21 protein-coding genes and 1 tRNA gene are annotated in these 24,224 nt (G+C 57.7%); 15 read left to right on the top strand and 7 right to left on the bottom strand.

What is annotated here, in order from left to right:
* Positions 1-33: 33 nt before the first annotated feature.
* The gene (gene dprA / locus A8B84_RS12140) at positions 34-1,224 is read right to left on the bottom strand and encodes a DNA-processing protein DprA (RefSeq protein WP_201257891.1); all 1,191 of its coding nucleotides are present in this window, start codon (positions 1,222-1,224) and stop codon (positions 34-36) included.
* 23 nt (positions 1,225-1,247) lie between these two features.
* Positions 1,248-2,264 carry a LysM peptidoglycan-binding domain-containing protein gene (locus A8B84_RS12145; protein ID WP_064229428.1) on the bottom strand — a complete coding sequence of 339 codons (1,017 nt, stop codon included), beginning with the start codon at positions 2,262-2,264 and terminating at the stop codon, positions 1,248-1,250.
* Positions 2,265-2,681: 417 nt separating this feature from the next.
* Between A8B84_RS12145 and def the strand changes: the two genes are divergently transcribed.
* The 10 genes from def to A8B84_RS12195 all read left to right on the top strand — a co-directional run bounded on the left by def (position 2,682) and on the right by A8B84_RS12195 (position 12,185).
* Entirely contained in the window at positions 2,682-3,185 is a 504-nt protein-coding gene (gene def / locus A8B84_RS12150) for a peptide deformylase (protein WP_064229429.1), read from the top strand.
* 94 nt (positions 3,186-3,279) lie between these two features.
* On the top strand, positions 3,280-4,215 hold the full coding sequence (fmt, locus tag A8B84_RS12155) for a methionyl-tRNA formyltransferase (protein ID WP_064229430.1): 936 nt from the start codon (positions 3,280-3,282) through the stop codon (positions 4,213-4,215).
* A 1-nt stretch (position 4,216) separates the two neighbouring features.
* Complete coding sequence (gene rsmB / locus A8B84_RS12160) at positions 4,217-5,518, top strand: 16S rRNA (cytosine(967)-C(5))-methyltransferase RsmB (RefSeq protein WP_064229431.1); 1,302 nt, start codon at positions 4,217-4,219, stop codon at positions 5,516-5,518.
* Positions 5,515-6,918 (top strand): Trk system potassium transporter TrkA, encoded by a 1,404-nt coding sequence (gene trkA / locus A8B84_RS12165; RefSeq protein WP_064229432.1) that lies wholly within the window; start codon positions 5,515-5,517, stop codon positions 6,916-6,918. The genes rsmB and trkA overlap by 4 nt, the downstream gene beginning before the upstream one ends.
* A gap of 105 nt (positions 6,919-7,023) precedes the next feature.
* Positions 7,024-8,049, top strand: a complete 1,026-nt coding sequence (gene glyQ, locus A8B84_RS12170) for a glycine--tRNA ligase subunit alpha (RefSeq protein WP_064229433.1) — start codon at positions 7,024-7,026, stop codon at positions 8,047-8,049.
* Positions 8,050-8,051: 2 nt separating this feature from the next.
* A complete protein-coding gene (gene glyS, locus A8B84_RS12175; RefSeq protein ID WP_064229434.1) occupies positions 8,052-10,133 on the top strand; it encodes a glycine--tRNA ligase subunit beta in 2,082 nt (693 codons plus the stop codon).
* A gap of 28 nt (positions 10,134-10,161) precedes the next feature.
* The gene (gmhB, locus tag A8B84_RS12180; protein WP_064229435.1) at positions 10,162-10,719 is read left to right on the top strand and encodes a D-glycero-beta-D-manno-heptose 1,7-bisphosphate 7-phosphatase; all 558 of its coding nucleotides are present in this window, start codon (positions 10,162-10,164) and stop codon (positions 10,717-10,719) included.
* Between the two features lie 35 nt (positions 10,720-10,754).
* Positions 10,755-10,831, top strand: a tRNA-Pro gene (locus A8B84_RS12185).
* Between the two features lie 272 nt (positions 10,832-11,103).
* Positions 11,104-11,787: a DUF433 domain-containing protein gene (locus A8B84_RS12190; protein ID WP_161947155.1), complete on the top strand. Its 684-nt coding sequence runs from the start codon at positions 11,104-11,106 to the stop codon at positions 11,785-11,787.
* Entirely contained in the window at positions 11,784-12,185 is a 402-nt protein-coding gene (locus tag A8B84_RS12195; protein ID WP_064229436.1) for a hypothetical protein, read from the top strand. Before A8B84_RS12190 ends, A8B84_RS12195 begins: the two co-directional genes overlap by 4 nt.
* 47 nt (positions 12,186-12,232) lie before the next feature.
* Here A8B84_RS12195 and A8B84_RS12200 read toward each other — a convergent pair whose 3' ends face one another.
* The 3 genes from A8B84_RS12200 to A8B84_RS12210 form a co-directional block, all read right to left on the bottom strand.
* A complete protein-coding gene (locus tag A8B84_RS12200) occupies positions 12,233-13,765 on the bottom strand; it encodes a phospholipase D family protein (RefSeq protein ID WP_064230087.1) in 1,533 nt (510 codons plus the stop codon).
* Positions 13,766-13,845: 80 nt separating this feature from the next.
* Positions 13,846-14,712: a phosphate/phosphite/phosphonate ABC transporter substrate-binding protein gene (locus A8B84_RS12205; RefSeq protein WP_064229437.1), complete on the bottom strand. Its 867-nt coding sequence runs from the start codon at positions 14,710-14,712 to the stop codon at positions 13,846-13,848.
* Positions 14,712-17,030: a putative bifunctional diguanylate cyclase/phosphodiesterase gene (locus A8B84_RS12210; protein WP_064229438.1), complete on the bottom strand. Its 2,319-nt coding sequence runs from the start codon at positions 17,028-17,030 to the stop codon at positions 14,712-14,714. Before A8B84_RS12210 ends, A8B84_RS12205 begins: the two co-directional genes overlap by 1 nt.
* A 305-nt stretch (positions 17,031-17,335) precedes the next feature.
* Between A8B84_RS12210 and A8B84_RS12215 the strand changes: the two genes are divergently transcribed.
* The 4 genes from A8B84_RS12215 to A8B84_RS12230 all read left to right on the top strand — a co-directional run bounded on the left by A8B84_RS12215 (position 17,336) and on the right by A8B84_RS12230 (position 20,990).
* Entirely contained in the window at positions 17,336-17,962 is a 627-nt protein-coding gene (locus tag A8B84_RS12215; protein WP_064229439.1) for a peroxiredoxin, read from the top strand.
* Positions 17,963-18,131: 169 nt separating this feature from the next.
* Positions 18,132-18,677 (top strand): rhodanese-like domain-containing protein, encoded by a 546-nt coding sequence (locus A8B84_RS12220; RefSeq protein WP_227512812.1) that lies wholly within the window; start codon positions 18,132-18,134, stop codon positions 18,675-18,677.
* 94 nt (positions 18,678-18,771) lie between these two features.
* On the top strand, positions 18,772-20,391 hold the full coding sequence (locus A8B84_RS12225) for a tetrathionate reductase family octaheme c-type cytochrome (protein ID WP_064230089.1): 1,620 nt from the start codon (positions 18,772-18,774) through the stop codon (positions 20,389-20,391).
* A complete protein-coding gene (locus A8B84_RS12230) occupies positions 20,388-20,990 on the top strand; it encodes a cytochrome b/b6 domain-containing protein (RefSeq protein WP_064229440.1) in 603 nt (200 codons plus the stop codon). The genes A8B84_RS12225 and A8B84_RS12230 overlap by 4 nt, the downstream gene beginning before the upstream one ends.
* 48 nt (positions 20,991-21,038) lie before the next feature.
* Here A8B84_RS12230 and A8B84_RS12235 read toward each other — a convergent pair whose 3' ends face one another.
* On the bottom strand, positions 21,039-21,482 hold the full coding sequence (locus A8B84_RS12235; RefSeq protein ID WP_064229441.1) for a hypothetical protein: 444 nt from the start codon (positions 21,480-21,482) through the stop codon (positions 21,039-21,041).
* Between the two features lie 166 nt (positions 21,483-21,648).
* Positions 21,649-22,557 carry an MBL fold metallo-hydrolase gene (locus A8B84_RS12240; RefSeq protein ID WP_064229442.1) on the bottom strand — a complete coding sequence of 303 codons (909 nt, stop codon included), beginning with the start codon at positions 22,555-22,557 and terminating at the stop codon, positions 21,649-21,651.
* 280 nt (positions 22,558-22,837) lie between these two features.
* Here A8B84_RS12240 and A8B84_RS12245 point away from each other — a divergent pair, with 280 nt between their 5' ends.
* Positions 22,838-24,106 (top strand): FAD/NAD(P)-binding oxidoreductase, encoded by a 1,269-nt coding sequence (locus tag A8B84_RS12245; RefSeq protein ID WP_064229443.1) that lies wholly within the window; start codon positions 22,838-22,840, stop codon positions 24,104-24,106.
* Positions 24,107-24,224 lie beyond the last annotated feature (118 nt).

Below are 24,224 nucleotides of genomic sequence, written 5' to 3' on the forward strand. Positions count from 1 at the left end.
TCGGAATGATCAGGGTAGATGTTCACACCAGGTTCAGGCGATTTTCTGGAAGCCTCCCGGTGCCGAACTTACCAGGCCCTGCAACTCAAGAAGCAGCAGGGACTGCATGAGCTGATCGGCGGGAAGACCGGTTGCTGAACTCAGTGCATCGGTTGATTGTGGATCATACCCTAAAGCCTCAAATACCGCGATTTCGCGGCTGTCCAGACCGGCCAGGGGTTCGTTGCCCTGCCCCTTTGGCTCCGGCGCAGAGGCAGAATCAGCCGTTAGCGGCGGTGACCACCAGGCACCCAGCTCCTCGAGAATATCGTCTACCGTCTCCACCAGGCGGGCACCCTGCTTGATCAGATGATGGCAGCCCCGGGCGACCGGGCTATGCACCGAGCCGGGAATGGCGAATACTTCCCGCCCCTGTTCCAGCGCCATTCGCGCGGTGATCAGGGAGCCACTGCGCAGACCCGCCTCCACCACCAGCACCCCGCGGCTCAGGCCGCTGATAATCCGGTTGCGCTGAGGAAAGTGCGCGGCTCTTGCCGGCGTACCAGGGGGATACTCGGAAATCATCAACCCGTGGGTAATCACCCGACCACCCAGGCGCCGATGCTGGTGAGGGTAGATGCGGTCCAGGCCGCAGCCAATCACCGCTATGGTCGGAAACCCGGCATCCAACGCACCGGCATGGGCAGCGCCGTCGACACCCAGCGCCAGACCACTGGTCACCAGTAACTCCCGGGCACTGAGTTCCCCAGCAAAACGTCGGGCATGGTCCAGACCGGCGGGAGTTGCCTTGCGGCTGCCGATAATGCCGATCTGGTCCCTGGCCAGAAGCTCCGTATCACCCAGGGTATAAAGTACCAGGGGTGCATCGTGAATGTGCCGGAGCTGCTCCGGGTAATGGGTATCCTGCCAGGTCAGAATACCGATGCCATGTTTGCGACAATCGCGCGAAATGGTCCGTACCTCCCGAACCGCCGGATGAGCATCATCCTGCTGTTGCCAGGCCTGGATTGCGGTTATGGCATCCGCAGTCATGCCCATGGCCCGCAAGGTTGCGGCATTCATTGAGAGCAGTCGGGGCAGGTCAGGGAGTTCTGTCAGCAGTTCACGCCGACGGGTGCGACCAAGGTTTGGCAGGCAAGTCAGAAACAGCCATTGGGCTGAGGAACAGGAAAACACGGCATCGTCCTTGAAAACAGCGAGGCCGGACCTTCCTGGTCCGGCCATTGCGTCTATCGGTATTCAGTCAATCAGGGGTTGGTAACCTTGTCACCCACCGTCAACACGCGGTTGGCCTGCAGCACCAGCCCATAACTCATTTTTTCATAAGCCTGGAACACCATCAGCAACCCGGCACGCTCGGAGGGCAGCTCGATGGTTTCTCCGGTCACCGGATCGCGAACCAGATTGCCGCTTTTCAGCACGGCCATCACGTTGCCAGCTTCCAGACCTTCCCGGGTACCGCGGTTAATGGCAACCACATCGAACTGACCGATCTGGCTCACACCGCCATCAACCGAGATCATCTCCCCTTCAATTTCCTGGCTGGGCGCGCTGGGCACAAAGCTGGTGGTCAGCCGACGATCTTCGCTCACCAGAAGCCGGTCGCCAATGCGAACTTCTTCGTTGGAACTGGTCAGGTTTACGGTCAGCACATCGCCGTTTTCCCGGGCTACATCCCCACGGGCAATGCTGCGGGCTTCAAGACCGAGGAATTCGCCAGTGTCCGGATCCCGGAACTCCTTGCTGCGACGGAAGATACCTACCTTGTCCGCAGGCTTCTCGCCGCGAGCATAGAGCTTGTCGCCGGCACCGGTGATAATCCGGCCGTCTTCACCCTCCAGAACGTAGGGAGCGCCACTGATCTCTTCCGGGCTGACAATTCGGGTGTCAGTGAGGAAGCTGCCGATGGCGTCCAGAGGAATGGCGGGGATCGGCGTATCGATCGGCTCGGAACGTACCTTCGGCGACAGCTTTACCACATCACTGCTGGCTACCTTGGTGATACGCGGTTTGCCGTCAATATAAACCAGGGCAAGGCGATCACCGGGGTAAATCAGGTGAGGGTTGGCGACCTGCGGGTTCACATGCCATATTTCCGGCCAGTACCAGGGGTTATTCAGAAAACGGGCCGAAATGTCCCAGAGTGTGTCACCTTTCACAACGGTGTAACGCTCGGGATGATCGGACCGCAGCTCCGGTGCAGCATGGGCCCAGGAGGTTATAAGCAGCGTAGTTGCTGCCAGAGCGTACAGCAGTTTCCTCATTGTGTAAGTCCTTGATCGCGTGCCTTGATTCTTTGCATTCTGTTGGGATGCAGTCAGTTTCCTGCAGCTTATTACGTTGTTATTCCAGTTACTATAGAAGAAGTCTCGCAAATTGTGATGTTATCTTTTGTTCTTCCAGTAAATTCTATCCCGCCGTTGAAAGATTTTAACTATTAACTGATCAGTTTGTACTCAATCGACGAATTGTTGGATAATAGTCGTATAAAGCTTGATAACCCCTCCAGCCGTTGAAAGCTGGGGCCTTGCCCCGATAATAGTAGAGGCAGGGCGAAAATTTGCGCAGTACGCTGTCGCATTTCGGAGATCAGTTTCACACTGTTACAAAGAGCAGCAAAGTCAAAAGAGATGCCGGCATAATTTTGCGGGCGTCCCGACATACAGGCGAAAGACCGACCTATGATACTAGAGATTCTCGAATACCCGGATCCCCGTTTGCGCACCATTGCCAAGCCGGTAGAAGAGGTGACAGACACCGACCGCAAGCTGATCGACGACATGTTCGAGACCATGTACGATGCGCCCGGCATTGGCCTTGCGGCCACCCAGGTGAATGTTCACAAGCAGATCATTGTCATGGATCTGTCCGAGGACAAGAGCGAGCCGCGGGTGTTCATCAACCCCGAGGTAGAAGTGCTGGACGGTGAACGGGAAGCCATGCAGGAAGGCTGCCTGTCGGTACCCGGATTCTACGAAGATGTCGAAAGGATCGAGCACTGTATGATCCGGGCGTTGGACCGGGATGGAAAACCGTTCGAACTGGAAGCGAAAGGCCTGCTGGCCGTCTGTATCCAGCATGAGATGGACCACCTTAACGGCAAACTGTTCGTCGACTATCTCAGCTCGCTAAAGCGCAACCGGATTCGCAAGAAGCTGGAGAAGCAGCACAAGAAGAGCGCCTGATAAGGCTACAGGCAAGAGAAAACCAGACGCTATCTTCCGGACCGGGTCATGACCCGGTCTTTTCGTATTACAACGGAACAGAGACCCAGACACCGTGCGACTTGTTTTTGCTGGCACCCCGGATTTCGCGGCAACCGCGCTCAAAGCACTGATTGCCGCCGGCCACACCATCGTTGGCGTTTATTCCCAGCCGGACCGGCCCGCCGGTCGCGGCCGGAAACTGCAGCCCAGCCCGGTCAAGCAGGTGGCTCTGGACCACGAGATCCCGGTTTTTCAGCCCGAAACCCTGAAAACACCCGAAGCCCAGAAGCAACTGGCCGACCTGAACCCGGACGTGATGATCGTCGCCGCCTATGGCCTGATTCTGCCGAAGGCGGTGCTCGACATTCCCACCCACGGCTGCCTGAACATCCATGCCTCGCTGCTGCCCCGCTGGCGCGGCGCCGCACCTATCCAGCGGGCCATCGCCGCTGGCGATGCCGAGACCGGCATCACCATCATGCAGATGGACGAAGGCCTGGATACCGGGGCCATGCTGTTGAAATCCCTCACCACTATCGATGACAGCGACACCGGCGGCAGCCTGCATGACCGCCTGGCAGAGCTCGGTGGCAAGGCCATCATCAAGGCCCTGGAGTTGCTTCAGAAAGGTGAACTCACCGGAGAGCCGCAGAACGACGACCTGGCCTGCTACGCCAGCAAACTGAGCAAAACCGAAGGGCATATTGACTGGGCAACAGACGCCACGGCCATTGAACGACTGGTTCGCGCCTTCAATCCCTGGCCCGGAACCTACACTGATCTGGGTGATCAACGCATCCGGATTCACGAGGCCCGGGCTCTGGTTACCACCAGCGATGGCCCGCCCGGAACCGTCGTCCAACGGGATCGGGAGGGAATCGATATTGCCTGTGGCAGCGGAACCCTGCGTATCACCCGCCTGCAACTGCCGGGCTCCCGCGCCCAGAGCGTGAACGACCTGATCAACGGTGGCAAGGAACTGCTCATGCCCGGCCAGGAGCTGCGCTGACATGGGGGACCGACAACAGCCCATGCGCGCCATCGCCGCCGGCGTGATGCTGGCCGTAGAAAACGGCCAGTCCCTTTCCCAATGCCTGCCGCCGGCCCTGAACCGACTGCCCGCAAACGAGCGCCCCGAACTCCAGGCCCTCTGCTATGGCACCTGCCGCTGGTTCCACCGCCTCGACGGCGAGCTCAACGGCCGGCTGAAAAAACCCCTGCGCAAGCCCGACCGCATCATCCATCACCTGATGCTGGTTGCCCTGTTCCAGTTGCGCTTCAGCCAACAGGCCACGTACGCCGTACTCAATGAAACCGTCGAAGCCTGCCGGGCCCTGGAAAAGCCCCATCTGACCGGGTTGGTGAACGGTGTTCTCAGGGCCGCGGAGCGGGACGGCGCGCCGGAACCGGCAGACGATTCGGCCCGCTTCAGTCACCCTGTGTGGATGGTGGAAAAGCTCCGTCACAACTGGCCGGATGACTGGCAACAGATTCTGGGCGCCAACAATGCCCAGGCGCCCATGACCCTGCGGGTCAACGCCCTGCGGTTTGATCGGGATGAGTATCTCGATCTGCTGAAAGAGGCTGGCATCGAGGCCAACCCGACCCGTTTCGCACCCCATGGCATTCAACTGGCCAATCCTGTTCCCGTCGACCGCCTGCCCTGGTTCGCCGATGGTGCCGTCAGCGTTCAGGATGAAGCAGCGCAGCTGTGCACAACCCTGCTGGATCTCGCCCCGGGCCAGAGAGTCCTGGATGCCTGCGCTGCTCCGGGGGGCAAAACCTGCGCAATTCTGGAAAGCTGTGGTGAGCTGGCAGAGGTAGTCGCCATTGACGAATCCGAGCAGCGCCTGCCCCGGGTTCAGGAGAATCTGGATCGACTCGACCTCAACGCCACGCTGAAACAGGCGGATGCCGCCGCCACCGACCAATGGTGGGATGGCGAGACATTCGATCGCATCCTCCTGGACGTGCCTTGCAGCGCCAGCGGCGTGATTCGCCGCCATCCGGACATCAAACTGTTACGCAGAGAATCCGACATAACCCCGCTGGCCGCCATACAGCTCGGGTTGCTCGACGCCATGTGGGCTATCCTGAAACCCGGAGGCCGGCTGGTGTATGCCACCTGCTCGGTGTTCCCCCAGGAAAACCACCGTATAATTCAGCGGTTCTGCAAGCAGCAGACCGATGCCATCCTCGTTGAGCCAGACGCTCAGTGGGGGCGCGATATGGGTGCGGGGCGGCAACTGCTCCCCGATCCGGACAGCCATGACGGCTTCTTCTATGCCGTGCTGGAGAAACCCGAACCATGAAAATCCTGATTCTCGGTGCCGGCCAGGTCGGCGGAACACTCGCCGAAAACCTTGCCAACGAAGCCAACGACATCACCATCATCGACAGCGATGGTGCCCGATTGCGCGAGTTGCAGGACCGGCTCGACATCCGCACCGTCCAGGGCGCGGCGTCTTATCCCACGGCCCTGCGACAGGCCGGGGCGGAAGACGCCGACATGCTGATTGCGGTCACCAACAGCGACGAAACCAACATGGTGGCCTGCCAGGTAGCCAAACTGCTGTACAAGACCCCAACCACCATCTGCCGGGTACGCGCCAATGCCTACCTGGCAAAATCCGAGCTTTTCTATCAGCGCGACCAGACCAAGGATCTCGACAGTCTGCGGGGCTTCCCCATTGACGTTCTGATCAGCCCGGAACACCTGGTGACCAAGCATATTACCCGCCTGATCGAGAATCCCGGGGCCCTGCAGGTACTGGAGTTCTCCAAGGGCCTGACCCGCCTCGTGGCCATCCGTGCCACCCGGGGCGGCCCCCTGGTGGGCCACGAGCTGTCCTACCTGCGCACCCACATGCCCAAAATCGATACCCGGGTGGCGGCCATCTTCCGGAAAGACCGGGCGATCATGCCCGAGGGCAACACCGTGATTGAAGACGGCGATGAGGTGTTCTTTATTGCCGCCGGCGACCACATCAAGTCGGTCATGAGCGAACTGCAACCGCTGGTAAAACCCTACAAGCGCATCTTTATCTGCGGGGGTGGCAATATCGGTCAGCGGCTGGCCCATACCCTGGAAAACCGTTACCAGGTCAAGCTGCTGGAGCGGGACCACGAACGCTGCGTGATGCTCTCAGAGAACCTGCGGAAAACCGTGGTGCTGGAGGGCAACGCCGCCAACAAGGACATCCTGCTCGAAGAAAACATCGAGAATACCGACGTGTTCTGTGCAGTGACCAACGACGATGAAGCGAACATCATGGCGTCCCTGCTGGCCAAGCGCCTGGGAGCCCGCAAAGTACTGACACTGATCAACAACCCGGACTACGTGGACCTGATCCAAGGGGGCGATATCGACGTGGCCATCTCGCCTCAGCAAACCACCATCGGCAGTCTGCTGACCCACGTCCGCCGGGGCGATGTTGTAAACGTTCACTCACTGCGCAGGGGAGCTGCCGAAGCCATCGAAGCAATTGCCCACGGCGACCACCGGTCCTCGAAGGTGGTCGGCAAGCGGCTGGATGAGATCAATCTTCCGGAAGGCACCACCATCGGGGCCATCGTTCGGCGCAATGAGGTACTGATCGCCCACGATCATCTCCGGATCCAGCCGGATGACCACGTCATCCTGTTCCTTGTGGACAAAACCCGCATCCGGGATGTGGAAAAACTGTTCCAGGTGGGTCTCACCTTCTTCTGACTTAGAAATACACAGCCAGCACGCGTATAATGCGCCTTTCTTTTTTCGGAGTGCCCCGAAGGACAACCGGGGCGCCACACACAGACTGATCAGCAGGCAACCGTCGTGACAGACAAGGCAACGAAACAGACAACTCCGGATATCGGGACCTTTCAGGGCCTGATCCTGGCTCTGCAGAATTTCTGGGCGCAGCATGGCTGCGTGGTCCTCCAGCCACTGGACATGGAAGTGGGTGCGGGCACGTTCCACCCGGCCACCTTCCTGCGTGCCATCGGGCCGGAAACCTGGAACGCCGCCTACGTTCAGCCCAGCCGCCGCCCCACTGACGGCCGTTACGGTGAGAACCCCAACCGCCTGCAGCATTACTACCAGTTCCAGGTGGTTCTGAAGCCGTCACCGGACAACATTCAGGAGCTGTACCTGGATTCCCTGAAGGCCCTCGGCCTGGACCCATTGGTACACGACATCCGGTTTGTGGAAGACAACTGGGAGTCGCCGACGCTCGGCGCCTGGGGCCTGGGTTGGGAAATCTGGCTGAACGGCATGGAAGTCACCCAGTTCACCTACTTCCAGCAGGTGGGTGGCCTGGAATGCTTCCCCGTCACCGGCGAGCTCACCTATGGTCTTGAGCGTATCGCCATGTACCTGCAGGGCGTCGACAGCGTGTACGACCTGGTCTGGACCGAAGGCCCGGACGGTGTGGTCACCTACGGTGACGTGTTCCACCAGCAGGAAGTGGAGATGTCCACCTACAACTTCGAGCACGCCGACACCGAATTCCTGTTCCACAGCTTCGACGTTCACGAGCGGGAAAGCGCCCGGCTGATCGAAGCCGGCCTGGCCCTGCCAGCCTACGAACAGGTTCTCAAGGCCTCCCATACTTTCAACCTGCTGGACGCCCGCCACGCCATCTCGGTTACCGAGCGTCAGCGCTTCATCCTGCGGGTTCGCACCCTGGCTCGTGCCGTCGCCCAGGCGTACTTCGACAGCCGTCGCTCACTCGGCTTCCCGCTCGCCCCCGAGGCGTTGCGCAAGGAAGTCCTTGCTGCCGCTGAGGCCGCCGACGACAAGGCGAAAAGCAAGAAGGGCAAGAAAGCGAAGAAGGCACAGCAGGAACAGGGGAACGCATAACCATGGCTACACAGGATTTTCTGGTTGAACTGGGCACTGAAGAGCTGCCACCCAAGGCCCTCAAGCCGCTGTCTGACGCCTTCACCCAGGGCATTGCCCGGGGGCTGGAAGAAGCAGGCATCGAATTCGGCAAGGTCGAAGCCTTTGCCGCTCCGCGCCGTCTTGCTGTCCGTATCCGAAATCTGGCTGACGCCCAGCCGGACAAGTCGGTGGAAAAACGTGGCCCTGCCGTCAAGGCTGCATTTGACGATGCTGGCAACCCGACCCGCGCGCTGACCGGCTTTGCCACGTCTCTGGGTGTTACCCCGGACCAGCTCGACACCCTGGAAACCGACAAGGGTGCCTGGGTGGTCTACCGCACGGTAGAGCAGGGCAAGCCCACGGTGGAGCTGATGCCGGAGCTGGTGGAGCAATCCCTGGCAGGCCTGCCGATCCCCAAGCGCATGCGCTGGGGTGCCCACCGCACCGAATTTGTACGTCCGGTCCACTGGGTAGTGATGCTGTTTGGCAACAAGGTGATCGAGGCGCCGATCATGGGCCTGAATCCGGGCAACAAGACCCGAGGCCATCGCTTCCATTGCCCGAAATCCCTGATCGTACCCACACCGAACGATTACGAAGTCGTCCTCAAGCAGGAAGGCTATGTCATTGCCGACTTTGCCGAGCGTCGAGAACAGATCCGTGCCGGCGTGAACGAGCTTGCCGAGAAGGAAGCCGGGGGCAAAGCGGTGATTGATGAAGACCTGCTGGACGAGGTCACCGCGCTGAACGAATGGCCGGTCCCCCTGATGGGTCGCTTCGAGGAGCGGTTCCTTGAGGTTCCGGCAGAAGCCCTGATTTCCTCCATGAAGGAACACCAGAAGTACTTCCACGTGGTGGCCGCCGACGGGGAAATGCTGCCGCTGTTCATCACCGTTGCGAACATCGAGAGCAAGGATCCTTCACAGGTTGTTTCCGGTAACGAGAAAGTGATCCGGCCCCGCCTGTCCGACGCCGCCTTCTTCTACGAAACCGACCGGAAGACCAGGCTCGAAGATCGTGTTGACGCGCTCAAGCCCATCGTGTTCCAGGAGAAGCTGGGCAGCATCTACGACAAGTCCGTACGCGTCGCTGCGCTGGCAAAGAAAATTGCCGACGCCATCGGCAGTGATCCGGCCCTGGCCGAGCGCGCGGCCATGCTGGCAAAGACTGACCTGGTCACCGAAATGGTGCTGGAGTTCACCGATCTGCAGGGCATCATGGGTCAGTACTACGCCGCTAACGACGGCGAACCGGAAGACGTGGCCAAGGCATTGAATGAGCAGTACATGCCCCGGTTCGCCGGCGACGACCTGCCGACAACCCTCACCGGCTGTGCCATTGCCATCGCTGACCGGCTGGATTCCCTGGTGGGCCTGTTCGGCATCAACCAACCACCGTCCGGTACCCGGGATCCGTTCGCTCTGCGCCGGGCCTCCCTGGGGGTGTTGCGCATTATCATCGAGCGTGAGCTGCCGCTGGACCTGCAGACCTGCTGCCAGTGGGCGGAAGAGAACTTCACGGTTCTGACCGAGCAAAATACCGCCAGCACCGTGGTGGACTACATGCTGGAGCGTTTCCGCGCCCACTACGATGAGCAGGGCATCGGCGCCGAGGTCTACCTGGCCGTTCATGCCCGCCGTCCAACTCGCCCGCTTGATTTCGACCGCCGGGTGAAAGCGGTGGAAGCTTTCCGCCAGCTGCCCGAAGCGCAGGCCCTGGCCGGCGCCAACAAGCGGGTGTCGAACATCCTGACCAAGCAGGGTGGTGACAGCATCGGTGAAACCGTCGACGCCAGCCTGCTGCAAGACAGCGCGGAAAAAGCGCTGGCCGAGCAGGTTGACCAACAGGCCGCCAAGGTCATGCCACTGTTCGAGAACGGCGACTACTCCAGCGCCCTGAGTTCCCTGGCCAGCCTGCGGGAACCGGTGGATAACTTCTTTGATGAGGTGATGGTGATGGCCGACGACGACGCCATCCGGAACAACCGGCTGGCCCTGCTGAACCGTCTGCGCAACCTGTTCCTGCGCGTCGCGGATATCAGCCTGCTGCCCACAGCAGGCTGATATCCGCCGAAGGAACGCGCACGCAGCGATGCTGATCATTCTCGATCGGGACGGGGTCATCAATGAGTACGATGGCAATTACATCTGCTCAGCGGATGAATGGCACCCCATTCCCGGCAGCGTAGAAGCGGTGGCCCGGCTTTGTAATGCCGGCCACCGCATCGCCATCGCCACCAACCAGTCCGGCATCGGCCGAGGTTACTACGACACCGATGCACTGGACGCCATGCATGAAAAGCTGGAGCGACTGGTGGAGGCCGAGGGTGGCTGCATCGATTTCATCGCCTACTGTCCTCACCATCCCGACGACCAATGCAGGTGCCGCAAGCCACTGACCGGCCTGCTGGAGCAGATCCGCCAGCACTTCCGCCTGACGAGCCTTGAAGGGGCCATCATGGTCGGCGATAGCCGAAAAGACCTGGAAGCCGGCCACGCTGAAGGATGCCACCCGGTACTGGTACGAACCGGCAATGGCGAGGAAACCGAACGCCACCTCGACGCCAGACCCATACCCGGCGCCGATGTCAGTATCTACGATAATCTCAGCAAATTTACGGATGCCCTTTTATCCGCCGAGGGCTGGTAAAACCAAAGCGAATCCGTATAATACCGGCCGTTGATCGGCGTGTGGCGCAGCTTGGTAGCGCACTTCGTTCGGGACGAAGGGGTCGCAGGTTCGAATCCTGCCACGCCGACCACTTTCCCGCTTTACGTCGTATTATTACCTCTTTTATTCGTTTACTAACACCGCCCTAACTGACATCAAGTCATTTTATCGTTCAGATATCTGCTGATACTCGGACCTATGGCTGTTGTCGGATAACAGATATAGCAGTTCGATGGGATTCAAACACCGCAATTTCTCATTTCTGTGGCTGTAGCCAACTCCGATGGAATCGCAATGTGCTAATATTCTAGAGTTACATCCGGTTCTGTTATATACAGGTGATTTGTGGGAAGCCATCTCGATATCAATAATTTAGAAGCAGGTCTCCTTGGGGTTGGTTTGTACACCCCAGCCGAGGCAGCTGCTTATACCGGGATTCCCGCACCCCAGATTCGTCGATGGCTGTTTGGATACACTTCCGGCGGAACGCATTATTCTGGCCTTTGGCACCCCCAACTCGAAGGAAAGGCGGAGAAGGCACTAGGCTTCCACGACTTGCTGGAAATTCGCTTCGTGCATGCCTTCCGGCATCATGGCGTGAGTTTACAAGCCATTCGCCTTGCGTCCATGCATGCCCGGGAAATGTTCAATCAGGCCTACCCGTTCACTTGCAAGCGTTTCCAGACAGATGGAAAGGCGATTTTTGCCATCGTGCTGGAAGAGACCGGAGACGAGAGCCTACTTGATCTGGCAAAGAAGCAGTACGCTTTCAAGCAAGTGATCACTTCCTCCCTATACCGGGGCATCGAATACTCCAACAACGAAGCCCAGCGCTGGTTTCCACTGGCCCGAAGCCGCCGGGTGGTTCTTGACCCGGCCCGGAACTTTGGCAAGCCCGTTCTGACCGAGACTGGCATGACAGTGGAGGCCATTGTCAGTGCCTGGCATGCAGAAGAGAAGAATGCCAAGCGCGTAGCCGCACTGTACGAAGTGAATGTGGCTGATGTGGAGGCAGCCATTCAGTTTGAGCGAAGGACCGCTGCTTGAATTTCTTGCTGGATAACAACCTTCCTCCGCCATTAGCGAGGGCTCTCAATGAGTTGTCCAAACGTGAAGGCCATACCGTTATTCATTTAAGTGACAAGTTCCCTCCCTCCACGCCGGATATTGAGTGGGTAAAAGCCCTGAAAGACGAGGGAGATTGGGTCGTGGTTTCTCAGGATCAGTTCAAGAAAAGCGATCTGGAAAAGCAGGCGTTTCGCCAAGCGGGCTTGACTGTGTTTTGTCTCGCAAAGCATTGGAGTAAAGCGCGATACTGGGACAAAGCACACCAAATCGTTCGATGGTGGCCAGATATTATCGAGCAGTCTGAACGATTGATGGGAGGCGCTGCACTGCGCGTTCCATGGCAATACCGTGGGCGGTTTGAGCAAATAAAGGGCTGAATTGCAGATTTGTGCAAGATTCTAGGCTTTGCTTCCAAGCTCTTAAATCAAAGCAAAGGCTCCACCGGCAACAACGAGAACAGAAACACCAGCGCACGCTTGAAAGCCCCGGTATTGGGCTCATGACGGTGCTCGACAGTCTCCACCCCGTTGAATTCCAGCCAACGCAGTTCACCCTCCTCGTTCAGGATAACCTCGTAGGCCGCCAGCCGTACCTTCCCGGGGAAGGCCGACTCCAGGGCGTTGGCCAGTTCCGGGCTCTGGATCAAGAATCCCAGCTCGGTGTTCAGGTTCGCTGAACGCGGGTCAAAATTGAACGAACCAACAAAAAGCGTCTCGCCATCCACTGCGAAGGTTTTGGCGTGAAGGCTGGCCGCGGAGCTGCCGACAATACCGCCCGAGCTACGGCGCTCGTCTTCATTCTCCGACCTGAATTTACGCAGCTCGAACAACTCGACACCCGCCTCTAATAAAGCCTCCCGGTATTTCGCATAGCCTGAATGCACCAGGGCGACGTCGTTGGCTTCAAGGGAGTTGGTGAGAATCCGCACCTCCACACCGGCGTTTTCAAGGTCGCGGAACAGCTCAACGCCAGGGTTACCGGGAACGAAGTAGGGCGAAACCAGGGTCACTGTCTTCCGGGGTTCACCCAGTGCCAGGGCGAGCTGTTGGCTCAGTAGACCCTGCTCTTCTTCGAGCCCCTGGGCTTTCGCCGGATCATCGCTGACCATCTCCACCGGCGCCCAGACAAACGAGACCTCCCGGTCCAATAACTCTTTGAGAAAATCCGAATTGTGCAAAGCAGCCACAAAACGTTGGGCCTCGGCATTCTGTTCAACCGCCGCGAGACCGGTTTCCAATTCATCCAGATCCTCATCGCCGGCGGCGGACAACAACCGATCCACCGGATATGAGGACTGACTTGCCCAGTAACGGTCGAAATCCTGCGAGACACGATCCACGACAGGTCCGATCGCAAGGACATCCAGGTCCGAGAACAGGGCACCGCTACCAACGCCGAAATACTCATCGGCAATATTACGGCCGCCAATGATGGTGGCCTGGTTGTCAGCAGTGAATGACTTGTTGTGCATCCGGTGGTTCAGGCGGCCAAAGTCGGTCAGGAAGCCCAGGGCCCGGGAACTGCGAATCACAAACGGATTGAACAGCCGAACCTCAACGTTATCATGGTGATGCAGCGCCGCCAGCCAGTCGTCCAGGCCGGCGATACCATTGTCATCCAGAAGCAGTCGAACCCGAACGCCACGCTCGGCCGCCCGATACAGCGAGTACAGAAGCAACTTACCGGTAATATCATCCCGCCAGATGTAGTACTGAACATCCAGGGAGTTGTCGCTGGCCTCGGCGAGCAACGCGCGGGCCACAAAGGCATCCAGCGGATTCTCCAGGGTAGCAATGCCGCTGAGGTCAGGGTGGTTTTCGATTTCTTTGCCAACTGTCCGGCCAAGGCGGGTGTCTGCCGTATACTCCTGAGAGAAAGCTTCAGACTGTGATCGGTTTTTCAGCGAGGGCAGTGCACAGCCTGTCTGGACAAACACAAGTGTGATGAGTGCAAACATAGCCCAGTTTTGCGGGGCACTGTGGTTTGGCAAAACACCCTCTCTTATTGGCAAACGCCAACTCCTGCAAGAACTCGAATCTACATCAAACTCTCAAGCGCCTGATAATCCTCATGCCTCACTGGGGTAATCCGGGTGGCGTGCTGGCTGTCGAGGAAGTCCCTCAGGCGTGGTGATGGCGTAGTCATCAACTCAAGTAACTTCTGACGAACAGAATGGCACAAGTCATTGCGGAAAACGAAAGGATCATAATGCAAGGGCGGTGACCGCCACAGCACCCGGAACGAATCCGTGCCAATCATTCCCCGTTTGAGATATTCATCTGCGCGGGCGCTGGAGACGAAAGCAGCATCTACCTGACGGTCGATCAGAGCGTTCATCGCTTTATCATGTCCGCCGGCGTATACCAGGGCGCCAAATAATCGATCGAAAGGCATCCCAACGACATCCGGGAAAATAGCTTTCGGAACCACAGCTCCTGAGGTGCTGGAAGGATCGCCAAGCGCAACACGAGCACCCTTGAGGTCTTCGAGTTCCGAGACGGCACTATCACTATCAACAACCAGGATAGAATTGTAGAAGCTGCCCTCTGGCGTAAAATGCCCTCCCTCCACAGCCAGGGACGCAAAGGGCTCAATGCCGGAGTTACGTCGGCGTGCAATCATGTAGGCGGCGGGCCCCAAAACGGCTACATCAACGCCGCCAGAGACAATTGAGTCGATCACGCTTTCATAAGAGCTTGCACGAACCATCTCAACAGGCACCCCAAGCGTGTCACTGATCAGGGTTATCAGCGGCCCATACTCCCGAAGCTGCTCGTCGATGTTCTTCTTCGGGATCATGGTAAAGGTAAGTTCGACAACATCGCATTCTGCAGGAATGGTCTCCTCCGCCATCACCATGAGAGGGGCTAGAAATCCGACCAGAAAACCAACGAACCTGAACATCAGACAACGGCCTCCGCCTCGGCGAACGTCCGGAGAAAACCCGGAACATCCTCAGGCGGCATAGGGCGACTCAGGTGATAACCCTGCGCAATATCGCACCCGGCCACTTTGAGGTGTACCACCTGTTCCCGGGTTTCGACCCCTTCCGCCACGACTTTCAGATCCATTCGCTTTGCAAGAATAATGGTGGACGAGACGATAGGACTGTCGTCATGGCTGTTACAGATTTTGGCAATGAGGCTCCGGTCAATCTTGAGCTTGTCCACCGGCACGGCTTCCAGGTGAGCAAAACCGGAATAGCCGGTGCCAAAGTCATCAAGGCTGAGTTTTACACCCGCTGCTTTCAGAGAATGCAGGCTGTCGACGGCCTTGGCATCCAACATCGCCGTTTCAGTGATTTCCAGTTCCAGGTGACAGGTTTTGAGACCATGCTCATGGATCATATTGATCACATCCCGGCAAAACTCTTGCTGAGCCAACTGGATTGGAGAGACATTGACGGCAACCGGCCGTACCGGAACATTATCAACTTTCCATTGAGCAATCTGGGCGCAAGCCAGACGCAGAACTTCCATCCCGAGAGGAATCACGAACCCACTGTTCTCTGCCATGGGAATGAATCGGTCCGGGAAGAGCAGACCGAATTCCGGATGATGCCAACGAACAAGCGCTTCGTACCCGATCACTTCCATGGAATCCAGGCAAACCTGAGGCTGGTAATGCAGGACAAACTCGCGATTTCGCAACGCTTCGGCGAACGATTGTTCCAGGTGAAACTCCTCAACGTCCTTCAGGTTGAGCGACTGGTCGAAGAACCGGTACTGCCCGCGGCCTGCCTTCTTGGCCGAGTACATGGCTGCATCAGCGCAGCGAAGCAGATTCTCAACGGTCTGGCCATCTCTGGGGCAAATTGCGATGCCTATACTGGGGCTGCTGTTCAATTCCGTGCCATTGAGCTCGTATGTAGCGGACAAATGGCTGGTGAGTCCCGAAGCCCAAGTTTCGATATCGCTCTCCGAGCGATCTTCCGCCAGCAACACCACAAACTCATCCCCACCAAACCGGGCAGCCACGTCTGCAGGCCCGAGCATTCGCCTTATCCGGCCGGCAACGGCCTGAAGCAAGAGATCCCCCACCTGGTGCCCAAGCGAGTCATTTATCGATTTGAATCGGTCAAGATCAATGAACAGCAGCGCCGACAAACGGCGATTCCTTCGCTGCTCGTTCAGCGTTTGCGATGCGATATCGAGAAATTGACGACGGTTGTAAAGACCACTGAGATGGTCAATCGATGCCGCCCGACTGCTTCGGGCGTGTTCCCCTTCCAGGCGTTCGATGAGTTGCTGGTTCCTTTGCTCGGATAACTGCAACGCCTGCAACACGGATTGCTGTTGTTTCAGGGCACGCACCAACCAGAACACAATGCCTCCAACCAGGAGCGTCATCAGTATATTCAGCAGCAGTTGTTTGTGCTGATCGCTGCGAAGCGGGGCCAGGATCTCATCAAAGGGCTGCGTAACACTGACCGTGAAGCCATGGATGGCGCGGGTGACAAAGACATATTGATAACGCTGACCGTTCTGCTCGAATGTTCGCTGCCCGCTGCTTACCCGGCCACTCAAGGCTGGCTCAATACGTGGCACCTGAAGCCCGCCAACAATCACACCACTGGTATCGGCGCGCATCCACTCGGCGCCCTCCGCATCCAGAACCTGGATAAACCCCCTTGGCCCAAGCTCCACATGCTGGAGCAAGCCCGCGAGATAACCGATATCGAGCTCAATCAGCACCACTCTCGTCAAACCGAGACTATCCGGTTCACCAGCGGGCACCAGAAAAGGCAGGCGCCAGCCCGGCTCTGCGCCACCAGGTCCCTGACGCAGAGGCAACAAGGGAACCACCCCGTACTGTTTCATGTGGCTTTCCAACTGCCCGTAGCGGTGGGAAAGGTCCGGCCGGGCAGAATCCGGGTGACTGGCATAAAGAAGATCACCATTGCCATCGTATACGCTGAGGCGATTGAACACGGGGTCCTCCGCCAGAAGTTCGAGCAGACGTTCGAACCCATCCCCTTCCTGTTCTGGATCCTCCATTACCAGACTGCCCATCGCTTTGGCTCGATCCGTCATCTGCTTGAGACTTTCAGAAACGATCAACGCGAGATTGCGGTGCTCAGACTGTCGTGCCTGGAGCGCCTCCGTTCGGGACGTAATGGTCTGATAGCCGAACAGGGCCCAGATAAAGACAACCATCAGGGCGCCCAGAACCAGCATGGCGATCTGAACAGCGCTGAGAGAGGAGGCGGGCTTTCGCTGCATTAAAGTTACCTTGGCGGAATGGCGTTTGACTGGCAGTTGAACAGGCCTTCCGTTGGCAACTCTTCGATCCTGAAACAGAGGGAGGGCATGCAGGACCACGCCCGTTGGATCGCTACGGTATCAGCAGCTTGTGGCATTTCCGTGACAAGTACTGGCCTTGCAACTCTCGTCTGCCCTTCAATTCGTTAAACCTATTTGTTCTATAGATATAACTATATTGGCTAACGACCTCCGAACGGGTTATTGTTAATCCGACATCAAGAGGCAATCCGCCTCCACCAGCAAAACCCGACAGGAGATTCATCATGAGTTTATTGCTTGGCTCTACCGCCCCGAACTTCACCATCGACAGCACCGCCGGCCAGATCAACTTCCACGACTGGGCAGGCGATTCCTGGGTATTCTTCTTCAGCCACCCGGCCGACTTCACCCCGGTCTGCACCACCGAGATGGGCCGCACGGCTCAGCTGGCGAAAGAATTTGAAGCCCGCAACGTGAAACCCCTGGGTCTGTCCACCGATACCGTGGAAGAGCACGTAAAGTGGATTGAAGACGTCAACGACACCCAGAACTGCAACCTGCAGTTCCCGATCGTTGCTGACGCTGACCACAAAGTGGCCGAGCTGTACGAAATGATCCACGCCGGCGAGAGCGAAACTGCCGCTGTACGCAGTGTGTTCATCATCGACCCGAACAAGAAGATCCGCCTGACCATGACCTACCCGATGGCGGTGGGCCGTAACTTCGACGAGATCCTCCGGGTTATCGATGCTCTGCAAACCGGTGATGCCAATAAAGTTGCCCTGCCGGCAGACTGGCGCAAAGGAGACGACGTGATCATTCCGCCCTCCATTTCCAACGAGGAAGCCAAAGGCCTGTTCCCACAGGGCTGGAATGAAATCCGTCCGTACCTCCGCACCACCAAGTTGTAATCCGGTTCGCAGGTAGAAAAAGGGGGCTTGCCGTTTGGCGGCCCCTTTTTGCGTTTTGATCTCGATCAAGCCAACGCTTATATGCTTATAACTCTTATTGAGAGTTTCGGTCATACAGGCGTATGTTGAAGTGAGAACAGGGGACACCCGAATTCAGGAGGAAACCATCATGAAACAGATAGTCACAGCTCTTCTTGCCACTTTCGCCATTGCCTTCAGCGCCCAGGCGGAAGAAGCACTTTCCCTGACCCCACAGGAAACCTATGACATGGTTCAGAAGCAGGGGGATCAGCTGCTGTTTGTGGATGTCCGGGATCCGGTGGAAATCATGTTTATCGGATTCACCGATGCCGTAGACAAAAACATTCCGTTCAAGTTGGTGGACCGCTCGGAATTTCTGGCTGATAAAGGCCGGTTTGCCATGAACACCAATCCGGAGTTCGCGGCAGATGTGGAAAAAGCCCTTAAAGAAAAAGGCCTTAGCAAGGATGACCTGGTCATTACCATGTGCCGTTCCGGCTCAACCCGGGGCAAGCCCAGCGCGGAATACCTGCTGGAACGGGGCTTCACCAATGTGAAATACATTGACCACGGCTTTCAGGGCAGTGGCGCCAAAGAAGGCAAGAAGAAAGGCATGAGAATTGTGAATGGCTGGCAGAATGACGGCCTGCCATGGTCCATGACGCTCAACCCCGAGAAGATCTATCGTCCGTAATCCGGATCGTCGGCCTTACCGACTCTGAAGTCGCGTTTGCAGGGAGTCTTTGTATATTGATACGGCCCTTGAACAGGGCCAGGGAGTCAGAGACGTGAAGATTTTTGCATGGAACCGCTTCATCAAGCGTTTTGGCAGGCTCTCCGCTTATGTGGTTCTGGCCGGAGCATTGGTTTGCTCCGGCTTTTCTGTTTATGGGGCCCAGCGCCCACCCGCCACTGCCGATCACAGCAAATTCGAGGCACTTCAGGGCCCTTTCGAGAATGCGCAGGAGGTGACCGAAGCCTGCCTGGGCTGCCATACCGAGGCGGGCGAACAGATCCGTGCAACCACCCACTGGACCTGGACCTACAAGCATCCGGAAACTGGCCAGACCCTGGGCAAGAGCAAGGTTATCAACAGTTTTTGCGGCATGGCCATCACCAACGAGCCCCGTTGTACCTCCTGCCATGTGGGCTACGGCTGGGAAGACATGGGGCAACCACCACCCACCGCGGATAACGCCGTTGATTGCCTGGTGTGTCACGACACCACCGGTGACTACTGGAAGTTTCCCACCCTGGCCGGGCACCCCACCTATACACCCCGGGAATGGCCGAAAGGCAGCGGCAACATGGTCCAGCCGCCGGATCTTGAACTGATTGCCCAGAATGTCGGCGCCAGCGGTCGGGCCAACTGTGGTAGCTGCCACTTCTATGGTGGTGGCGCAGACGGCGTGAAACACGGCGATCTGGATTCCTCTCTGGTGGGTCCACCCCGGTCTCTGGATGTGCACATGTCCCCGGATGGGCTCGATTTCGCCTGCGCCGATTGCCATACCAGTTGGGGGCATGAGGTGGCCGGCAGCCGCTACCAGGTCAATGCCGCCGACACCCAGGGTATCGATGTCCCCGGCCACACCGATCTCAGCCGTGCAAGCTGCCAGTCCTGCCACGGCGATTCACCGCACCCGCAGCAGAAGCTGAACGACCATGTGGACACCCTGGCGTGCCAGACTTGCCATGTGCCCGAATTCGCCCGGGGCGGCGTCCCCACCAAAGTGTGGTGGGACTGGTCCACTGCCGGCCGGCTGGATGATGACGGTCAGCCAATCACCGAATACGACGAGCATGGTCATCCCAGCTATCTGAGCGAGAAAGGGGACTTCCGCCACGGCGAAAATGTCGTGCCAACCTACGCCTGGTTTGACGGCACGGTGAAATACACCCTGGTGGATGAAAAACTCGACGTGGCCCATCCTCCGGTTGAAATCAACCGCATTGAGGGCAGTCCGGAGGATCCTGGCTCCCGCATCTGGCCGTTCAAAGTCATGCACGGCAAGCAGCCTTACGACACCGAACGTAAAACCCTGCTGGCCACCCACGTGTTTGGTGCCGATGACAGTTCTTTGTGGAGCAATTTCAGCTGGCCCAGGGCGCTCAAGGCCGGCAGCGAGATGTCCGGAATGCCCTTCAGCGGCAGCTACGACTTCATCGAAACCACCATGCACTGGCCCATTACCCACATGGTGCCACCGGCTGAAATGGCACTGGATTGCGCTTCCTGCCACGCTCAGAACAGCCGTCTCGCAGGTCTTCCAGGCATCTATATGCCTGGTCATAGCGGCAACATCTGGCTGGATCGTATTGGCTGGTTGTTGGTGGCCCTGACCTTGATCGGCGTTGTGCTGCATGGTCTGGCAAGAATTCTTCTGAAGGGGAGGAAACAGCCATGAGCCGGGTAATGATCTACAAGCGTTTCGAACGGTTCTGGCACTGGTTCCAGGCCCTGCTGATCTTCACGCTGCTGTTTACCGGATTCGAGATTCACGGAAGCTATTCCGTGATTGGTTTCGGCGAGGCGGCGCGGCTGCATACCCTGGCCGCCTGGTCATTGATCATCCTGTGGCTGTTCGCCATTTTCTGGCATGTCACCACGGGTGAATGGCGGCAATACATTCCAACCCGGAACAAACTGTTCGCGGTGATACGCTACTACCTGATCGGGACTTTTACTGGTGAGCCGCATCCGTACCGGAAAACCACCCGGGCCAAACACAATCCGCTCCAGCGTTTGGCCTATCTGTTTTTCAAACTGATGATTACACCGGTCATCTGGCTCAGTGGCCTGCTCTATCTGTTCTACAACGACTGGCCCGCAACGCTATCCAATGCCCTGGAACTGGAGACGGTGGCACTGGTTCATACCGCAGCGGCCTTTGCCATGCTGGTCTTCATTATTGCCCATGTGTACATGGCAACCATGGGCCCCAGGCTCACCAGCCTGATCAAGCCCATGGTTACCGGTTACGAAGATCTGGAAGAAAACCGATAATGGTCAGTGCTAATGGCCCGACACCTCTGGTTTGCCGGGCCATTCCGCTCAGAAGGTGAATGTACGCATCTTCGGGTTCAGCATCTGGCCGGCCATTTCCGGCGGCATGGCAACGCCTACACCGTCAATCAGGTCGTCCTGGCTGTAGTCGCTATTAGGTAGGTACAGCGCACAGACCTTCGCCTCGCCACCCTGCTTGAGCAGGCCACGCAGCATCTGCCCCGGAGTAACATCCTTGGGCTTTAGTGCCGGAGCTTCGTAGGATTTCAGGGCAAGATCACCAGCTTTGTCGCACAACAGCACGTTCACCTTGGTTCCTTGCTGGGCCATGGTGTTAGACAGGACCATCGCCATGCCCTGAGTCTGCAAGGAATCACTGGAAAGAATCACCAGCACTTCCTCAACGGCGCCTTTGTGGCTGTCAGCCTGAACGCTGAATGGTGCAACCGCTATAAGCGCAGCAACGGCAAGGGCTTTGAATGATTTGATCATGGGGAAACTCCTTTTTGGTTGATCGAAAGACTTCGGATCTAACGTAGCTCATCGGAATATGGCCTTCAGTGACAAAGTCACTTAACTCCGCCAATACGCCTCCCACCCATAAAAAAAGCCGGGCACGTCAGGCCCGGCAAAGGGGTTGTGTGTCTCATCAAAGGGCCTATTCCCATGCCGCTCCCTCGAGCGCGTCCAACGGGATCTTCAGATACCGTTTGCCGTTGGCCTCCGGCTCAGGAAGACGCCCACCGCGGGTGTTGACCTGCAGCGCATGCAGAATCAATTTCGGCATCGGCAGCTCGCTGTCACGACTGTTTCGAAGCTCCACATACTCTGATTCGGATGTCTCAGCCAGATGCTTGTTGGCCTGCTTCTGCTCGGCAACGCTGCTCTCCCATTCCGGCTCGCGGCCGCCGGGCATGTAATCGTGCCCTGTGAACAGCCGGGTTTCGTTCGGCAGGGCCAGAATGGCCTGGATGGAATCCCACAGCTGATGGGCATCGCCCCCAGGGAAATCCGCGCGGGCAGTGCCGAAATCCGGTTGGAAAATGGTGTCATGCACGAACGCCGCGTCGCCGATCACATAAGTGACAGAGGCCAGAGTGTGGCCGGGCGAAAACATCACACGCCCATCAAGATTGCCGATCCGGAACTCGTCGCCAGCCCGGAACAGATGGTCCCACTGTGAACCGTCGGCCGGAAAATCAGGCCAGTTGTAAATGCCTTTCCACAGCTCCTGGACCCCGGTGACATAGCCACCGATGGCAGTAGGAGCGCCGGTCTTTTCCTTAAGATACTGGGCTGCCGAAAAGTGGTCGGCGTGGGGGTGCGTATCCAGGATCCATTGCACTTCAAAGCCCTGTTCGCGCACGTAATCCAGAAGTTCGTCGGCATGATGGGTCGCCGTCGCGCCGGACTTTTCATCGTAATCCAGCACCGGATCAATAATGGCACACTGCTTCGTCTCGGGATCGCTGACCACGTACTGCACACTGAAGGTACGAGGATCGAAAAAGCCCGCGACATCCGGAGTGCCTGGGTGCTTTGCGGGTGATTGCTGGAAAGTTCTCATAATTGCGTCCTCCTCAAGATTGAAAACGCCTGTTGATCAACTTGGTTATTAGCATATAGCTATAAGATTTACACCTCCAATTGAGGTGCTTCATGGAAGTAATACCTAAAAACTACCAAAACAGAATTTTTGATTTATATTCTCTAATTTTATAGCTCCGCTCTAGAGCTTCCACCTGTTATATTTCGATTTAATCTAACGATAGAACCTATTGTTTGGTAGGCTTTGATATATCTCAAGCTCACTCGCGCGAAGCAAACAAAGACAAGAGGTTCGAGGCATGACCAGCAACACAACCACCACAGGCAGCATCAAAAATCATACCGTCGTGATTGTAGGCGGCGGGGCAGCCGGTATATCGGTGGCATCCAGCATTCACAAACGGGACAGCAATATCGACATTGCCATCGTCGAGCCCGCTACCCGGCATCACTACCAGCCCGGCTGGACCATGGTAGGCGGAGGCGTGTTCCGGCCCGAGGTCACCTCCAAGCCCATGTCGGAGGTCATGCCAAAGTTCGTGTCCTGGTATCAACAACCGGTAACCGCCATCGACCAGGACAACAACCAGGTAACGCTTGGTGATGGTTCTTCAGTGGCGTACAACGCCCTGGTGCTCGCTCCCGGCCTGGAGCTGAATTGGGGCGGCATCGAAGGCCTCGAAGAAGCACTCGGTTCCAACGGGGTCACCTCCAATTATCGGGAAGGCATGGCCAGCTACACCTGGGACATGGTCCAAAGCCTCAAGAAGGGCCGGGCCCTATTCAGCCAGCCGCCAATGCCGATCAAATGTGCCGGTGCCCCCCAGAAAGCCATGTATCTGTCTGCCGATTACTGGCTCAAACACGGCGTGTTGAGCAATCTGGACATCCAGTTCCATAACGCCGGAGCCGTTCTGTTCGGTGTGGCCGACTACGTCCCGGCCCTGGAAGCGTACATCGAAAAATACGGCATTGACCTGAATTTCCAGAGCACACTGGTTGCTGTGAACGGGCCTGCGAAAACAGCCGTTTTCCGCTCGACGGATGGCGAGGGCAACAGCCGGGAGCGCGAAGTGAGCTTTGATATGCTGCATGCCGTGCCACCCCAGCGGGCACCGAAGCTGATCCGGGAATCAGCCCTGGCCAATGAGGGCGGCTGGCTGGATCTTGAGGACGACACCCTGCGACACAAAACCTACGCCAACATCTTTGGCCTTGGCGACGTGAGCGGAACCGGCAACGCCAAAACCGCCGCTGCGGTGCGAAAACAGGCGCCAGTGGTAGCTGATAACCTGGTGGCCACGCTCCGTAACCAGCCGCTTGAAGCCGCCTATCTGGGCTATGGCTCCTGCCCGCTGACGGTGGAGAACGGCAAGATCGTATTGGCGGAATTCGGCTATGGAGGAGTGCTCCAGCCTAGCTTTCCGAAATGGATCAACGATGGCACCAAGGCTACCCGGGCGGCCTGGTGGTTGAAGGCCAAGCAACTGCCAACGCTCTATTGGTACGGGATGTTGAAGGGACACGAATGGCTCGCCAAGCCGGCGCCGCGCTCAACCGGGAACTAGTCGCTTAGAAAGACTGGCGAAAGTCGATGAATCCACCCATAGTGTGAGGGAGATGGAGCAGATCAAGAGCGAGCTCCACGAACTGGTGGTAAGGTTCAAATAACGGCTGGACCTTGTT

Source organism: Marinobacter sp. EhC06, assembly GCF_001650915.1.
GTDB lineage: Bacteria > Pseudomonadota > Gammaproteobacteria > Pseudomonadales > Oleiphilaceae > Marinobacter.

What these genes read in the sequence shown, in the direction of transcription:
- dprA (WP_201257891.1), bottom strand. Translation starts at nt 1,224, where the DNA reads ATGGCCGGACCAGGAAGGTCCGGCCTCGCTGTTTTCAAGGACGATGCC.
- A8B84_RS12145 (WP_064229428.1), bottom strand. Translation starts at nt 2,264, where the DNA reads ATGAGGAAACTGCTGTACGCTCTGGCAGCAACTACGCTGCTTATAACC.
- def (WP_064229429.1), top strand. Translation starts at nt 2,682, where the DNA reads ATGATACTAGAGATTCTCGAATACCCGGATCCCCGTTTGCGCACCATT.
- rsmB (WP_064229431.1), top strand. Translation starts at nt 4,217, where the DNA reads ATGGGGGACCGACAACAGCCCATGCGCGCCATCGCCGCCGGCGTGATG.
- trkA (WP_064229432.1), top strand. Translation starts at nt 5,515, where the DNA reads ATGAAAATCCTGATTCTCGGTGCCGGCCAGGTCGGCGGAACACTCGCC.
- glyS (WP_064229434.1), top strand. Translation starts at nt 8,052, where the DNA reads ATGGCTACACAGGATTTTCTGGTTGAACTGGGCACTGAAGAGCTGCCA.
- gmhB (WP_064229435.1), top strand. Translation starts at nt 10,162, where the DNA reads ATGCTGATCATTCTCGATCGGGACGGGGTCATCAATGAGTACGATGGC.
- A8B84_RS12200 (WP_064230087.1), bottom strand. Translation starts at nt 13,765, where the DNA reads ATGTTTGCACTCATCACACTTGTGTTTGTCCAGACAGGCTGTGCACTG.
- A8B84_RS12205 (WP_064229437.1), bottom strand. Translation starts at nt 14,712, where the DNA reads ATGTTCAGGTTCGTTGGTTTTCTGGTCGGATTTCTAGCCCCTCTCATG.
- A8B84_RS12210 (WP_064229438.1), bottom strand. Translation starts at nt 17,030, where the DNA reads ATGCAGCGAAAGCCCGCCTCCTCTCTCAGCGCTGTTCAGATCGCCATG.
- A8B84_RS12215 (WP_064229439.1), top strand. Translation starts at nt 17,336, where the DNA reads ATGAGTTTATTGCTTGGCTCTACCGCCCCGAACTTCACCATCGACAGC.
- A8B84_RS12220 (WP_227512812.1), top strand. Translation starts at nt 18,132, where the DNA reads ATGAAACAGATAGTCACAGCTCTTCTTGCCACTTTCGCCATTGCCTTC.
- A8B84_RS12230 (WP_064229440.1), top strand. Translation starts at nt 20,388, where the DNA reads ATGAGCCGGGTAATGATCTACAAGCGTTTCGAACGGTTCTGGCACTGG.
- A8B84_RS12235 (WP_064229441.1), bottom strand. Translation starts at nt 21,482, where the DNA reads ATGATCAAATCATTCAAAGCCCTTGCCGTTGCTGCGCTTATAGCGGTT.
- A8B84_RS12240 (WP_064229442.1), bottom strand. Translation starts at nt 22,557, where the DNA reads ATGAGAACTTTCCAGCAATCACCCGCAAAGCACCCAGGCACTCCGGAT.
- A8B84_RS12245 (WP_064229443.1), top strand. Translation starts at nt 22,838, where the DNA reads ATGACCAGCAACACAACCACCACAGGCAGCATCAAAAATCATACCGTC.